Genomic DNA, 14,551 nt, shown 5'->3' on the forward strand with positions numbered 1-14,551 from the left:
GCAAGCAGCGTCCCGGAAGGAGGGCCTCAGTCGTCCTTCAGCCGCGCCGTGGGCACCGGCCCCGGCAGCGGAGGGAACTTCGGATTGCGCTCCGGCTCGGAGGCGCGCACGTAGTGCGGCTCCATGGAGAAGAGCGCCTCCAGCGAGAAGGTCTCCGGCATGCGGGCAAGCCGCACCAGCTCCACCGCCGACGGGAAGTCGTGCCCGGACAAGAGCCGCTCGGGCGCCACGCCGTGGGACTCGAGCGCCGCGCGGTAGTCCACCAGCGCGGGCCCCAGCGCCACCGCGCGGGGCTCGGCGGCCATGCGCTGGGCCACCTCCTGGGGCGACATGGCGGTCTCCGGCTCCAGCGCCTCCACCGTCCCGCCGCGCCGCACGTAGACGCCCAGGTACAGGTCATCCTTGCGCGCCACGGCCAGCACGTGGAGCGGCACGTCCTCGGGCCCCTCCATCGCCACCGCCGCCAGCGACGACGCGCCCGCCACCTTGAGGCCCGCCGCGTACGCCAGCGACTTCACCGTGGCCAGGCCGATGCGCAGGCCCGTGAACGAGCCGGGTCCCAGGCCCACCACCAGCCCCTCCAGCGCCGCGAGCTTCACGTCGTGCCGCGCGAGCAGCTCCCCCACCACGCCGGGCAGGGCCTCGCTCTGCTTGATGGGCGGACGCACCACCTGGTGCTCCACGACGCGCACGCCGTCCGGCCCCCGCTCCACCAGGGCGAGCGACATCGTCAGCGTGGAGGTGTCCAGCGCGAGGAACATGGGCGCTCCCTACACCGGCGCGGCCCACATTGCTTGGGGAATCTCCGACACGGTGTCATCGGGGCAGCGATACAGCCGCACGCGCACCACGCCCTTGTCCAGCATCCCCAGCTTGGACGCGGCGGCCTTGGACACGTCGATGATGCGGCCCTCGACGTAGGGCCCCCGGTCGTTGATGCGCACCTGCACGGAGCGGCCGTTCTCCATGTTGACCACCTTCATGCAGGAGCCGAAGCGCGCCTTCTTGTGCGCGGCCGTGAGCGCGTTCTGGTTGAAGCGCTCCCCGCTCGCGGTGGGCCGGCCGTGCAGCCCGGGGCCGTAGAACGACGCCAGCCCCTCGCCCAGGTAGGAGCGCGGCATCTGCTCGCGCCGAGTCACGCCCGGAGTCGAACCGGAGCGCGTCCGGGTCTCCTCGTCGCGAGAGTCCGGCTTCGCCGCGCGCGAGGCGCACGCGGTGGAGAAGCCCAGCGCCAGCAGGAGGACGACGGTGCTCGCGCGCATGGGGCCTCTATCGGGTGATGTCGTTGGTGAAGACCAGCAGCATGAGCAGGAAGAGCAGCGCCAGGCCCACCATGTTCGCGGCCTCGCGGACCCGCGTGGGGATGGGGCGGCGGCGGATGCCCTCCCACGCCGCGGACAGCAGCGCGAAGCCATCCAGCACGGGGATGGGCAGCAGGTTCATCACGCCCAGGTTGATGGAGATGATGGCCATCAGGTGCAGGAACGAGTCGAGCCCCTGCTCGGCGCTCTTCGCCGCCAGCTGGTACATCATGATGGGACCGCCCACCGAGGACAGCGGCACGTCGCGCGTGAACAGCCCCGCGAGCACCTTCACCATCTGCCCGACAATCTTCGGCACCACGACGGCCGCCTGCTTGAACGCGGCGGCGGGCCCCAGGTGCACCGTCACCTCGTCCACCTTCGGCGCGTCCGCGTCCATCAGCGCCCAGCCGCGCGCCCCCAGCGCCAGCCGCGAGGTCTCCTGCCCCATCGCGTCCTCGCTCTTGAGCGGCGCCTGCGCCAGCTTCTCGGTGTGCTCGCCGCCCTTCGCGTCGCGCCACGTCAGCGTGAAGGGCTGGTCCTTCAGCTCGGTGAGCTCGTTCTCCATCATCCGCAGCGACTGCACGGGCTTGCCGTTGAACGCGACGATGAGGTCTCCGGGCGCAAGGCCCGCCTTCTGCGCCACGCTGCCAGGGGCCACCGTCGCGACGTACGTGTCCGCGGCCTCCGCGCCCACCGCCGCCAGGCCCACGCCCGGCTGCCGGGGCACCGTCACCTCGACGAGGGCGGGCACCTGGCCCGTCACCACGCCGGCCTCCACCGTGGACATGCGCCGCACCACCAGCTTCAGCGGCTCACCCTCCGGATGCCGGCCCAGCTCCTGGTACAGCCGCGCCTCGTCCGGCACGTGCACGCCGTTGACGCTCAGCACCCGGTCGAAGGTGCGCAGGCCCGCGGCCTCCGCCGGCGAGCCCGCTCGCACGCCCACCAAGGGCGGCTTGGACACCGGCGCCACGCCGATGAGGCCCCGCTCCACCGTGTCGATGGGCGACGTCTCCGTGCTCTTCTTCGGCGTCACCGTCAGCGTCACCGGCTGGCCGCCCCGGTCCACGACGATGGGGATGGGCCGCTCGAAGCGCCCCACGAAGGTCTCCCGCATGTCGTCGAAGGTGCGAACCGACTCGCCCTCCACCGACAGGACGCGGTCGCCGGGGCGCATGCCGGACAGCTCCGCCGGGCTGCCGGGCTCCACGAAGCCCACCAGGGTGGACGTGGCCTGGTGCGGGCCCAGGAAGACGAAGAAATAGACCAGCACCGGGAAGATGAGGTTGAAGGCCGGCCCCGCCAGGACGATGAGCCCCCGCTTCCAGGGCGGCTGTGCCAGGAAGCCCCGCTTCGCCTCGTCCGGGCTGAGCTCCTCGTGGGGCAAATCCCCCGCCATCTTCACGTACCCGCCCAGCGGCAGGATGGCGATCTGATACTCCGTCTCACCCTTGATGAAGCCGATGAGCTTGGGCCCGAAGCCGATGGAGAACTTGAGGACCTTCACCCCGCAGGCCTTCGCCACGAGGAAATGGCCGAGCTCGTGCACTGTCACGAGCACGCCGAGCAGCAGGATGAAGAACCCCAGGTTCTGAAGTGAGGGCATGGCGGCAAGAGTAATCGTGTACCCCCGGACGGACAACGCACATCCGGGGCCGCCAGCCAGCCAGCCGAGCGAAATCTCACGCTTCTACGGCAGGAGCCCTCGCACGAACTGCACGTAGACGAACACCAGGGGTGCGTTGAAGAGCAAGGCGTCGATGCGGTCCAACACCCCGCCGTGCCCCGGGATGAGGAACCCCGAGTCCTTCACGCCGTACGCCCGCTTGAGCATGGACTCGCACAAGTCACCGACGGGGCCCAGCAGGCCACCGGCGATGCCCAGGATGACGCAGTCCCACACGGTGAAGACGGGGAAGAAGAAGCCCCGGGCGATGAACATGCCGCCCACCGAGCCGAGCATGCCGCCGAAGAAGCCCTCCCACGTCTTGTTCGGGCTCACCTCGGGGTAGAGCTTGTGGCGCCCCATGAAGCGGCCGAAGAAGTAGGCGGCGGTATCGTTGGCCCAGGTGATCGTCAGCGCGCAGATGACCCACGCGAGGCCATGGTCGGGCAGCAGGCGCAGCGCCGACAGCGCGGTGAGGCCCACGGCGCCATACAGGAAGCCGTTGACCAGGTGGGCCGTGCGCGTGGGGGCCTCGGCGAGCGGGCCCTTGAACAGGTGGAAGATCCACGCGAAGAACGCGAAGACGATGGTGAGCCAGAAGGCCATCTCACCCGTGCGCGCCGCGTCCCTCAGGGGCAGGAAGGGCAGCACCGCCGCGAAGGCCATGCCCACCCACGCGGCCGCGTTCAGCCGCTTCTGCACGATGAGGTAGTACTCCCCCACGCACGCCGCAGCGGCGAGGCCGAGCAGGCCCGCGCTCCACACACCGCCCAGGAAGAGCAGCACCAGCACCAACGGCAGGAGCGTCAACGCCGTCACGATGCGTACGACGAGGTTCTTGTTCTTGTCGTTCACGCCTTGGCCCGCTGAGGGGGGTCTTCCCGCTTCACCTGCGCCGTCGTCAACCCGAAGCGCCGCTCACGCTGCTGGTACTGCGACACGCATCGCAGGAACTCGTCGGTGCGGAAGTCCGGCCAGAGCGCGTCGGTGAAGCACAGCTCCGCGTACGCCATCTGCCAGAGCAGGAAGTTGGACACGCGCAGCTCGCCGCTGGTCCGCACCATCAGGTCCAGGGGCGGCAGGCCATTGGTCCAGAGGAAGGACTCGAAGTCGGCCTCCTCGACGCGGTCCGCCGCCAGCTCCCCCCGGGTGATGGCCTGGGCCATCCGCTGGGCGGCGCGGAGGATCTCCTCCCGGCCGCCGTAGGACAGCGCCAGCGACAGCACCATCCCCGTGTTGTGGCGGGAGTCGGCGATGAGCCGCTCCAGCGGGTCCTTCACGAACCGGGGCAGCCGGTCCACGTCACCCACCGCGTTGAGTCGGATGCCGTTGTCGAGGATCTCGGCGCGCTCGCGCTCCAGGTAGTCGCGCAGCAGGTCCATCAGGCCCGCGACCTCCTCGGCGGGGCGGGCCCAGTTCTGCGAGGAGAAGGCGTAGAGGGTCAGGGCCTGGATGCCCAGGCGGCGGGCGGTGCGGGTCACCTCACGCACACTGGCGCTGCCCTCGCGGTGCCCCTCCAGTCGGTCCAGACCCCGCGACTCCGCCCACCGACCGTTGCCATCCATGATGATGCCCACGTGGCGCGGCATGGGCCGGGCCTTGACCTGATTTTCGAGGGCGGAAACCACTAGGGGGCGTTCCATTCGAGCCGCGCACCCTACCGGCGACACCGCGCCGCGTCCACGCCAGCGTGGTCCAACCGTCACCCCCGGCCCCTGGTCGGTCGCCCGGCCCCGGTGAGCGGCCCCGGGGCTCGCGCGCATGTGGGCACAGGTGCGCGAGCCCGGGGATGGGGGCTCAGGATTCGGGCCAGTTCGGGCGGAGGGCCTCGATGGGACTCTGTCCCCAGGTGGCGTACCGGGCCTCGTCGGCGACGGGGTAAGGCAGCCCGTGGGTGCGGGTGAAGTGATCCACCCAGTGCGGCTGGGAGCCGTCCACATCGGTGAAGCCGTACTCGCGGGCCAGGGCCCAGGAGCTGTGGACGCGGCCGGCCTTGGAGGCGACGTTGGGGTCGGCGGCGAGCGCGGCGACGGCGCGCCCCACGTAGGCGGGCGTCTCGGAGGCGATGAAGTCCGGGTCCACCTTCGTGCCGTCGCGCCAGTTGGCCTCGGTGACGCCGAAGTGCTCGAGCATCTCCTCGGAGCGCAGGAAGCCCGGCGTCACGGCGAGCGCGGTGAGGCCCGTGCGGCGCAAGTCCCGGGACATGGCGAAGGCGAGCCGGATGACGGCCATCTTCAGCACGTCGTAGAGGACGTGGCCCCGGTAGGCGAAGTGGTCTCCGTCGGTGATTTCGACGATGAGCCCCTGGTTGCGCGGGAGCATGAGGGGGACGGCGTGGCGGCTGGTGATGACGTGCGTGAGCACGGCGCGCTCCAGCATGGTGCGTGCGTCCGGGATGGACTGCTTCCAGAAGGGCTGGCCGAAGTGGGTGAGCCGGTCGCAGCCCCAGATGTCGTTGACCAGGATGTCCAGGCGGCCCTGTTCCTGCTGGATGCGCTCGCACAGGGAGATGACCTCCTCCTCCACGGTGTGGTCGCAGCGCACGGGGATGCCGTGGCCACCGAGCGCCGTGACCTGCTCGGCGGTCTCCTCGAGGGTCTCCGGGCGGGAGTCTCCCGAGGCGGGTCGGCCCCGGACGCTGCGACCGGTGCAGTAGACGGTGGCGCCGGCCTCGCCCAGGCGGGTGGCGATTCCGCGTCCCGCGCCTCGGGTGGCGCCGGCGACCAGGGCGATGCGGCCTTCGAGTGGCTTCTTCATGGGGTGTCTCCTCACGGACCGACCGGGGTGGCCGGCGATGGGGCGCACCGTACGGGGGGCAATATGACAACCTCTGTCATGTTGGTTCCGTACCATTCACGGCGGAGGTCTTTCCGATGCGCGCCGACCGACTCGTCAGCCTGATGATGCTGTTGCAGAGTCGCCCGAAGCTGACCGCGGGCGAGCTGGCGCGTGAGCTCCAGGTCTCCGCGCGGACCATCCACCGAGACCTCGACGCCCTGTCTGCCTCGGGCGTGCCCGTGTATGCGACGCGCGGCTCGGAAGGCGGAGTGGCGTTGCTCGAGGGGTGGAAGACGCAGCTGACGGGCCTGACGCGCGCGGAGCTGCACGCGCTGGCGGCGATGAGCGCGGCGCCGGGAGGGTTGGGGGACATCGGGTTGAGCGCGCCGCTGCGCAGCGGGTTGGTGAAGCTGGCGGCGGCACTGCCCGCGTTGCAGCAGCCGGCGCTGGAGTACGCGCGGCAGCGGCTGCATGTGGACGCATCGGGTTGGTTCGCGGAGCGGGAGTCCGTGCCCCATCTGGAGGATCTGCGCGAGGCGGCGTGGGAGAACCGGCGGGTGTCGCTGAGTTACCGGGACTTCGATGGGAAGCGTGGGCGGCGACAGGTGGAGCCGTACGCGCTCGTGTTGAAGGCGGACCGCTGGTACCTGGTCGCGGGGACGGAGGCCGGCACGCGGGTGTACCGGGGCTCGCGCATCGACGGGGTGAAGGTGCGTGCGGAGACCTTCGAGCGCCCCGCGCGGTTCGACCTGCCCGCGTTCTGGAAGGAGTGGTGCGCGCGCTTCGCGGAGAAGCGGGCACAGTACGAGGTGACGCTGCGATTGACGCCAGAGGCGGAAGGCCTGCTGCGGCGGATTCGCCCTCCGGTGGATGGCGTCCGGTTCGACGCGGGGGATGCTACCCACGGACGAAAGACAGTCACCGTCGACTTCGAGCGTGAGTCCATCGCGATGGACCAACTGTGCGCGGTGGGCCAGGGATTCGAGGTCATCGAGCCCCGGGCGCTCCGGGTGCGGTTCATTGCCTTGGCGAAGGCGGTCCTGGAAACCCATCAAGGCGAGGGATGAGGGCTGGGAGGCATGTTAGCCTCGCAGGGACATGAGCAGTCATTCGGGTCCAGGGGCACCTTCCTGGCATCGGTTGCGCGGGCCTCGCATGTGCCCTCGCGTGGGGAGTCTCACCCGTCCTTCTGAACGTCACGAGGTCTCGCGGCCATGAGATGTGCATCCATCCTGTCCCTGTTGCTCGCCTCTTCCTGCTCCGCGCCGAGCCTTTCCGAACCCAACTCGGACTGCGACAGGAAGCCCGATGTGACCCGAGTGTTCGAGGTAGGCACCACCGAGGCGGTGCTGGGCGACGGCTCGGGTTGTCGAGTGGTGGCCGTCTCCACCGCGCTCCTCGGCTTCACGCCAGGCTGTCTGAGATTGCATGCGAGGGACGCCGCGAGTGACAAGGAGTTCATCGCGGATGTGACCGACCTCCGTGCGCGCCAGGCGAGGGACCTCCGCGTGGCGTTCCTCCCTCCTGACTCGTGGTCCTCCGACATCGGCGTCACGGTCCGCTCGTTCGAACAGCGCTGCGACGGAGTCCAGATCGGCGTCTTCCACCAGGGAGTCACCGTGCGACCCGGGCAGGTGGTCCCGGCGTCCATGACCCTCGATGGCCGGGATGCCGACAATGACGGGTTCGTCGCCAGGAACTTCGGAGGCTCCGACTGCCGGGACGACCTGGCCACCGTCTTCCCCGGCGCCCCCGAGCTGTGCAACGGCCAGGACGACAATTGCGACAGCGTCCAGGACGAGGGTTACCCCAACCTCGGCTCCGCGTGCCTGGATGCCAACACCCAATGCGCGGGCACCTACCAATGCTCCCCGGAGCAGGACTCGACCGTCTGCGTCCCTTCGGGTTCGTGCTGACGGAGTGGCCCCAGGACCTCGAAGCGGCGTGAGCCTACTCCGCTTCGAAGTTGTGCTTGATGACCTTGGTCTCCCCTGCCCCCACCTCCACGGTGACATGTTGTGTCTTCTGGAGGTCGGGGTTGTGCAGCTTGATGCGGTGCTTTCCCGCCGGGACTTCCTTGGGGGCGAACGGCGTCGGCCCCAATTCCTGGTCATTCAGCGTGACGACGGCATAGGGCCGGATGCGGAACTCCAGTGTCCCCTTGCCCACGCGCACCGGAGGCTTCGCACGGGCCGCGGGCTTCGCTTCGAACACGGGAATCTGCGAGGGCTTCTGCCCCACGGGGCTCGCGGCCCCTTGCGCCGGCCGAGGAGCGACGGCGGCCGGCGGCTCCACGTTGGCTCCTCCCGCCTGAGCCACCCTGGGAGGCTTTGCCTGCGCCGGCTCCGTTCCCTTCACGACCTCCACCGGATTCCCAGCAGGCGCGCCGGAGGGCGGAGCGACGTTTGCACGCTCAGGCAGAACCTCCTGCCCATTGGGGGCCTGAACCACCGGGGCCGCCACCTCGGGTGACTTCGCGACCTGGGCCACGCCCTCGCGCACAGGCGCCGTCACCGACTCGCGCTTCGTCGCGACCGGCAGCGGCGGCGGGTTCACGAACTTCGGAGACTCCTCGCGCGTGGCCAGCACCAGACCGCCGCCCACCACGAGCACCACTCCCGCCGCCATGACTCCGAGCAACCACCCACGCCCCGGGCCCATCGGCGCGGAGACCTGCACCCCCGTGGAGATGTGGTCCTCATCCGACGCCCCCGCGTCCGTCCGCACGCGGTCATTCGCATCCCGCTCGGCCTCGGCGCCCTGCGCCACCTCCGCGGCCCCCGCGAGCGACGCGGCCTTCCACCCGTCATCCGCCCCACGAACCTGCCCCGCCATCCCCGCCTGCGCCGGCAAGGCATGCCGCGAGCTCCCCCGCTTCCCCTTCTCCCGCGCCTCCACCGGAACAGGCCGGGCCTGCGCCACCTCGCCGCCCATCACCCCGCGCACCGACAGCGGCATGGGCGTGGTCGGCGACGTCGAATCCACCACCGCCGGCAGCGGCGTGGTCTTCATCGGCCGCTCCTCCACGGGCGCGGACATCGACCGGGGCGCGCTCGCGGGCTTCGGCGGCGTCATGCCCACGGGCGCCACCACCCCCGCGGCGGGCGTGCCCCCGACCTCCGCCATCACCTTCGCCACGAACTGCGAGAGCTGGTACGCCCCCACCGGCTCGCCCGACGACAGCAGATAGCGCTCCAGGTCCGACTGGAGCGCGCGGCAGTCCGGATAGCGCGCGTCGCGCTCCTTCATCAACGCCAGCTCGAGAATCCTGCGCAGCGGCTCGGGCACATCGGCCCGGCGCGCCTCCACCGGCACGAAGGGCTCGAACAGGATGGCCTGCATCGTGCTCGCCTCGGTGGTGGCCTCGAACGGGCGCTTGCCCGTGAGCAGCTCGTACAGCACCACCCCCAGCGCATACACATCCACGCGGCGGTCCAGGGGACTGGCGCGCAGCTGCTCCGGCGGCATGTACGCCACCTTCCCCTTCACCACGCCCGTCTGCGTGCGATGCCCCTGCCCCGCCACCTTCGCCACGCCGAAGTCCACCACCTTCACCGCGCCCTGCCGAGACACCAGGATGTTGTCCGGGCTCACGTCGCGGTGGATGAGCCCCAACGGCTCCCCCGTCGCCGCGTCACTGAACTCGTGCGCGAACGCCAGCCCCTCCGCCGCCTGCGCCACCAGCTTCGCGCACACCACCGGCGGCAACGGCTGCTCCGACGCGCGCTTCACCAGCCGCCGCAACGTGGGCCCGTCGATGAACTCCATCGCCAGGAAGTAGCTGCCGTCCGCCTCACCGAAGTCGAAGATTTGAACGATGTTCGGGTGCTCGAGCTGCGCGGCCAGCCGCGCCTCGCCCAGGAACATCTCCACGAACGCGGGGTCCTCCGCCAGATGCGGGAGGATGCGCTTCAAGACGAGCGTCTTCTCGAACCCCATGGGGCCAGCGGCCTTCGCGAGGAAGACCTCCGCCATGCCCCCCGAGGCAAGCTTCCGGACGAGTTGATACTTCCCGACTTGCATTGGGCTGAAGGTTCTCCCAGGTTTTCCCGGAAAAGTGAAATCCCTCCCCGAGTGTTCTGCCCAGGACCATGCAGCCGAGCGTCAACGAGTTTGCCCTGGCGCGACCGGCTCCGTAGGATCCGCGCCACGCATGCCCCCGAAGCTCATCGGTCCCTACCGCGTCCTGGAGACGCTCGGCAGCGGCGGGGCTGGCACCGTGTACCGGGCCCTGGACCGCCGCAGCAACGACGAAGTCGCCCTGAAGCTGCTCTCGGCCGGCCCGACGCTGGACGAGCGCGCGGCGCGGCGGCTCGCGCGCGAATTCGAGACGCTGGCGGACCTGTCCCACCCCAACGTGGTGAAGGTCTTCGAGGCGGGGGTCCACCAGGGCTGGCCCTACCTGGCCATGGAGCTCATCGAGGGGCTCACGCTGCGCCACTACCTGGAGATTCGCGGGGACGACCTCTTGTCGCCCAGCAGCTCCAGCGCGCCCCGGAGCCTGTTGTCCGTGCGGCGCACGGCGGACGACGACTTCGGGGTGGGCAGCGACTCGGACCTGGACCTGCCGGGGGACTCGCGCTCGGGGCACGAGGGCCTGTTCAGCATGGACGCCTTCAACGAGGAGCCCCCGAGCGAGGAGCTGCGCAGCTACGGCGCGGAGGACAACCAGGACGCGCTGGACTCGGACGACTCGCTGGAGGGGTTTGACGTGCCCGCCCCCGCGCCCCGCAAGCCCGCGGACGACGCCCGGGCGCCGCGCGTGGAGGACCTCAACCGGCCCGAGCGCATGGGGCGGCTGAAGGACACCATGCTCCAGCTGTGCGAGGCGCTGGCGTACATCCACGGGCACGGCCTGGTGCACCGCGACCTCAAGCCCTCCAACGTCATGGTGGACGAGGACCGGCAGGTGCGGCTGATGGACTTCGGCCTGGCGAAGTTCCTCGCGGACGACGTGGCGATTACAGAGGCCGGCAAGATGGTGGGCACGTACCGCTACATGGCGCCGGAGCAGATTCTCGGAGAGCCGCTGGATGGACGCTCGGACCTGTACAGCCTGGGCGTCATCCTCTATGAGCTGCTGAGCGGGCGGCCCCCCTTCGACGCGAAGACGCCGCACGAGTTGTGGCGGCAGGTGTTGGAGACGGAGCCTCCGCCCGTATTGGCGTTGAACCTTCATGGGGACCCGCAGTTCGCGCGGGTGGCCCACCGCCTCATCCGCAAGGAGCCGGACGACCGGTTCCAGACGGCCGAGGAAGTCTACGAGGCACTTTCCGAGTGAGCACCTCCCAGCTTCACACCTTCACGGTGGCCGCCGACAAGGCGGGCCAGCGCGTGGACCTCTTCGTGGGCGAGGCGCTGAGCCTGTCGCGTGCCCGCCTCAAGCGACTCTTCGAGTCCGGCGCGGTGAAGGTGAACGGCCGCGCGGCGAAGAAGGGCCTGACGTTGGTGGAGGGCCAGGCCGTGGCCGTCGTCCTCGAGGAGGAGACGCGCGAGGCGGTGCCGGACCAGGACTTCCCGCTCACGGTGCTGCACGAGGACGCGGAGCTGGTGTTCGTGGACAAGCCCGCGGGCCGGCCCTCGCACCCGCTGCAGTCGGGGGAGACGGGCACGGTGGCCAACGCGCTCGTGGCGCGCTACCCCGAGTGCGCGCAGGCGTCGGTGGACCCGCGCGAGGGCGGGCTGTGCCACCGGCTGGACGTGGAGACGTCGGGCGTGGTGGTGGCGGCGCGCACGAGAGCGGCCTGGAACACGGTGCGCGAGGCGTTTGGTGAGCGCGCGGTGGACAAGCGCTATCTGGCGCTGGTGACGGGGCCGCTGGTGGACGAGGGCGACATCGAGCTGCCGCTGCGTCACCACCCGCGCCATCCGGACCGGGTGGAGCCCGCGCCGTACGGTGCCGAGGACGCGCGCGAGGCGGTGTCTCGCTTCCGAGTGCTGTCGCGCGCCGGAGAGCACAGCGTGGTGGAGGTGCGCATCCTCACGGGCGTGCTGCACCAGGTGCGCGCGCATCTGGCGGGCATCGGCGCGCCCATCGTCGGGGACACGCTGTATGGCGGGCGCGAGGCGCCGGAGCTGGGGCGCTTCTTCCTGCACGCGCGGGCGCTGGGGCTGTCGCATCCGGTGACGAAGAAGCCCCTGCATGTGACCAGTCCCCTGCCCCCGGAGCTGCGCGCGGAGCTGGAGCGGCTGGGATTGCCGCTGCCGCGTGGCGAGCACGGCGACGCGAGCGTCAGTTCCCCAGCGACTTGAGCATCGCCCTGACTTCATTGGCGGAGGCCCCGGAGGGCTCCAGCTTCAAGTACTGGTTGTAGGCCCGTGCCGCCTCGGAGTTCTTGCCGATGGACTGGTACGCCATGCCGAGCGACAGCCAGGCTCGGGCGTTCTTCTCGTCGTTCCGGACCACGTCCGCCAGCAGCTTCGTGGCCTCGCGGAAGGCGGACTCGGACTCGAAGCCGTTCGTCAGGGCGATTCCCAGTCCGGCCTTGGCCTCCGTGGAGTCGGGCTTGAGGCCCAGCGCCTTGCGGTAGCTCGCGGCCGCGGACTTGAAGCGATTGCCCACCGTGGCGCTCTTCGCCTGCTTGATGAGGTTGGCGTATTCGCCCTCCGAGTCCACGGAAGCCTGGGCGACCGCGGGGAGCGGCACCGCGGGCGCCTCCGCGACGGGGGCCTCCGTGGCCCGGGGCTTCACAGGACGAGCCTCCACGACGCGAATGGGCGCCGTCGGAGTCACCGGCATGGACGCTGGCGCTCGTTCGGACAGACGCCAGACCGCGAACCCGAGCCCTCCCAGGAGCAGACAGGCCGCGCCGAGCCCGATGCCCGACAGACGTCGGACACCCCGAGGAGCCTGGGTGGATGCCCCCGTCTCCATCAAGGCCTCCGGCGCGGTGTTGATGGCTCGCGGAGATGTGGGGCGGGCCAGCGCTTCGCTGAATGCGGCGGGAACCTGGGGCGGGCGCCCCTCCTCACGCAACTCCCGTGCGAACAGCGTCTGGACGAGCCACGCCACGGACATCGGGGAGAAGCGAGGTGTGGTGGCATAGAGAAAGCCGGAGAGCGCTTCCGCGAAGGCGTGCGCTGACTCGAAGCGCTCCTCACGATGCACCGCGAGGGCCTTCTGGAGGATCTCCTCCAACTCGACTGGCAGCTCCGGCCGCAGAGAGCGCGGCGACGGGAACCGGCCCTCCTGGAGCTGGTGCATGACGACGTACGAGGGCCCTTCGAGCGGAAGCCGACCGCACAGCAATTGATAGAGCACGACTCCGGTCGCCCAGACATCCGTGCGAGCGTCGACCTCCTCTCCGCGCGCCTGTTCCGGGGAGAAGAAGAGGTACTTGCCCTTCACGACGCCGGGCTCCGTGTTGAAGCCTCTCAGCTCCCGCGCCTTGGCGATACCGAAGTCGACGATCTTCACCTGCCCTTCGTAGCTGACCAGGATGTTCTCGGGAGAGATGTCGCGGTGCACCAGGTCCAGGCTGACGCCGCGATTGTCCACACGGGTGTGCGCGTAATGCAGCCCCCGACAGACCTCCAGCGTGATGAAGACAGCCTGGGCGATGGGGATGGACGCCAGTCCCGGCTGATGCGAACGCTTGAGGATCCGGTCGAGGGGCTGACCATCCACCAACTCCATCGCCAGGAAGTGCTCGCCGTCCGCCTGACCGAAGTCGAAGACCTGGGCGATGTTGCCATGAGAGAGCGAGGCGGAGATGCGCGCCTCGCTGATGAACATCTGGAGGAAACCCTCATCCTGCGCGTATTCGGGCAGCACCTTCTTGATGAGCACCGACTTCGTCACGCCGGCCTCGCCCACCAGACGCGCACGCCACGTCTCCGCCATGCCGCCCTTGCCCAATCTCGACACCAACGTGTAGCGCCCCAACGCCTTGGCAGTCACGGAGTCCATGGGAAGGCAATGTAGTCGTTGAGCGCGCGTCCTCCCAGTCCCCGCAATGGAATACAGCTCAGAACGGAGACTCGCGGGAGCCGCGCGCCAAGAGGCATCTTCTCCGGGCTGCGCGACCGGATGCGCGACAACCAGGCCCACCCCCCACTACTCGCCCATCACCTTGACGATGACGCGCTTGCGCCGCTGTCCATCGAACTCCGCGTAGAAGACCTGCTGCCACGGGCCCAGGTCCAGCTTGCCCGCGGTGACGGGGATGATGACCTGGTGGTGGACGAGCATCGACTTGAGGTGCGCGTCACCATTGTCCTCGCCCGTCCCGTGGTGGCGATAATCCGGTCCGAAGGGCGCGAGCTTCTGGAGCCACTCCCAGATGTCCTCGTGCAGTCCGGACTCGTCGTCGTTGACGAAGACTCCCGCCGTGATGTGCATGGCGGAGACCAGCACCATTCCCTCCTGGATGCCGCTCTTGCGCACCAGCGAGGCCACGGTGTCCGTCAGGCGCACCAGCTCCCGGCGCTGCTTCGTCTCGAACCAGAGGTACTCGGTCAGGGTCTTCATGCGCCACACGATAGCCGAGCCCCCCAGGCCTCGCTGCGGGGAGCACCCCGGCCCGCAGCACGAAGCAGACTTCCCCGCAGCCTCCTCGCTCCGCCCGAGAAGCATGCAACACATTGCGAATCATTCAAACCATCCTCATACTGACGACACCCCGCCTCAAACCCTCCCTTTTCCAGGAACGCACGCGCGCCCCTTCCGCGTCCCTGCGAATGGGTCGCTGAAGCGGCCTGGAGGGCAAGCAGGGTCTGCGAAGCGGGATTCCAACAGTCCGTCCGTCCTGCACGAACTCACGAGGCCCCGCGACGGCACGTCACGTGCGAAAGGATGAACACC

13 protein-coding genes are annotated in these 14,551 nt (G+C 69.8%); 4 read left to right on the forward strand and 9 right to left on the reverse strand.

The window, feature by feature from the left end; translation table 11 throughout:
• Positions 1-26: 26 nt before the first annotated feature.
• From tsaB to OWM54_RS05265, 6 genes are all read right to left on the reverse strand, one after another.
• On the reverse strand, positions 27-761 hold the full coding sequence (gene tsaB / locus OWM54_RS05240) for a tRNA (adenosine(37)-N6)-threonylcarbamoyltransferase complex dimerization subunit type 1 TsaB (RefSeq protein ID WP_248541446.1): 735 nt from the start codon (positions 759-761) through the stop codon (positions 27-29).
• A 9-nt stretch (positions 762-770) separates the two neighbouring features.
• The gene (locus OWM54_RS05245; protein WP_141326585.1) at positions 771-1,262 is read right to left on the reverse strand and encodes a septal ring lytic transglycosylase RlpA family protein; all 492 of its coding nucleotides are present in this window, start codon (positions 1,260-1,262) and stop codon (positions 771-773) included.
• A gap of 7 nt (positions 1,263-1,269) precedes the next feature.
• Positions 1,270-2,910: an RIP metalloprotease RseP gene (gene rseP, locus OWM54_RS05250; protein ID WP_141326587.1), complete on the reverse strand. Its 1,641-nt coding sequence runs from the start codon at positions 2,908-2,910 to the stop codon at positions 1,270-1,272.
• 84 nt (positions 2,911-2,994) lie between these two features.
• On the reverse strand, positions 2,995-3,825 hold the full coding sequence (locus tag OWM54_RS05255; RefSeq protein ID WP_267696779.1) for a phosphatidate cytidylyltransferase: 831 nt from the start codon (positions 3,823-3,825) through the stop codon (positions 2,995-2,997).
• Positions 3,822-4,613, reverse strand: a complete 792-nt coding sequence (locus OWM54_RS05260) for an isoprenyl transferase (RefSeq protein WP_223746684.1) — start codon at positions 4,611-4,613, stop codon at positions 3,822-3,824. The genes OWM54_RS05255 and OWM54_RS05260 overlap by 4 nt, the downstream gene beginning before the upstream one ends.
• Positions 4,614-4,767: 154 nt before the next feature.
• Positions 4,768-5,727, reverse strand: coding sequence for an SDR family oxidoreductase (locus tag OWM54_RS05265; protein WP_267696780.1), 960 nt, complete (start codon positions 5,725-5,727; stop codon positions 4,768-4,770).
• A 116-nt stretch (positions 5,728-5,843) separates the two neighbouring features.
• Between OWM54_RS05265 and OWM54_RS05270 the strand changes: the two genes are divergently transcribed.
• Positions 5,844-6,815 (forward strand): helix-turn-helix transcriptional regulator, encoded by a 972-nt coding sequence (locus tag OWM54_RS05270; RefSeq protein ID WP_267696781.1) that lies wholly within the window; start codon positions 5,844-5,846, stop codon positions 6,813-6,815.
• 243 nt (positions 6,816-7,058) lie between these two features.
• On the forward strand, positions 7,059-7,664 hold the full coding sequence (locus tag OWM54_RS05275; RefSeq protein ID WP_223746681.1) for a putative metal-binding motif-containing protein: 606 nt from the start codon (positions 7,059-7,061) through the stop codon (positions 7,662-7,664).
• Between the two features lie 34 nt (positions 7,665-7,698).
• Here the strand turns inward: OWM54_RS05275 and OWM54_RS05280 are convergent, their stop codons facing one another.
• On the reverse strand, positions 7,699-9,771 hold the full coding sequence (locus tag OWM54_RS05280) for a serine/threonine protein kinase (protein WP_267696782.1): 2,073 nt from the start codon (positions 9,769-9,771) through the stop codon (positions 7,699-7,701).
• Between the two features lie 130 nt (positions 9,772-9,901).
• On the opposite strand from OWM54_RS05280, the gene OWM54_RS05285 reads away from it, so the two are divergent.
• Together OWM54_RS05285 and OWM54_RS05290 are read left to right on the forward strand one after the other, a co-directional pair.
• Positions 9,902-11,029, forward strand: coding sequence for a serine/threonine-protein kinase (locus OWM54_RS05285; RefSeq protein WP_267696783.1), 1,128 nt, complete (start codon positions 9,902-9,904; stop codon positions 11,027-11,029).
• The gene (locus tag OWM54_RS05290; protein ID WP_141332995.1) at positions 11,026-12,000 is read left to right on the forward strand and encodes an RluA family pseudouridine synthase; all 975 of its coding nucleotides are present in this window, start codon (positions 11,026-11,028) and stop codon (positions 11,998-12,000) included. Before OWM54_RS05285 ends, OWM54_RS05290 begins: the two co-directional genes overlap by 4 nt.
• On the opposite strand, the gene OWM54_RS05295 is transcribed toward OWM54_RS05290, so the two are convergent.
• On the reverse strand, positions 11,981-13,657 hold the full coding sequence (locus OWM54_RS05295; protein ID WP_267696784.1) for a serine/threonine-protein kinase: 1,677 nt from the start codon (positions 13,655-13,657) through the stop codon (positions 11,981-11,983). The two genes, OWM54_RS05290 and OWM54_RS05295, sit on opposite strands and share 20 nt — an antisense overlap.
• Before the next feature lie 147 nt (positions 13,658-13,804).
• Positions 13,805-14,218, reverse strand: a complete 414-nt coding sequence (locus tag OWM54_RS05300) for a secondary thiamine-phosphate synthase enzyme YjbQ (protein WP_223746677.1) — start codon at positions 14,216-14,218, stop codon at positions 13,805-13,807.
• Positions 14,219-14,551 lie beyond the last annotated feature (333 nt).

The sequence above is a fragment of the Myxococcus sp. MISCRS1 genome (assembly GCF_026626605.1).
GTDB lineage: Bacteria > Myxococcota > Myxococcia > Myxococcales > Myxococcaceae > Myxococcus > Myxococcus fulvus.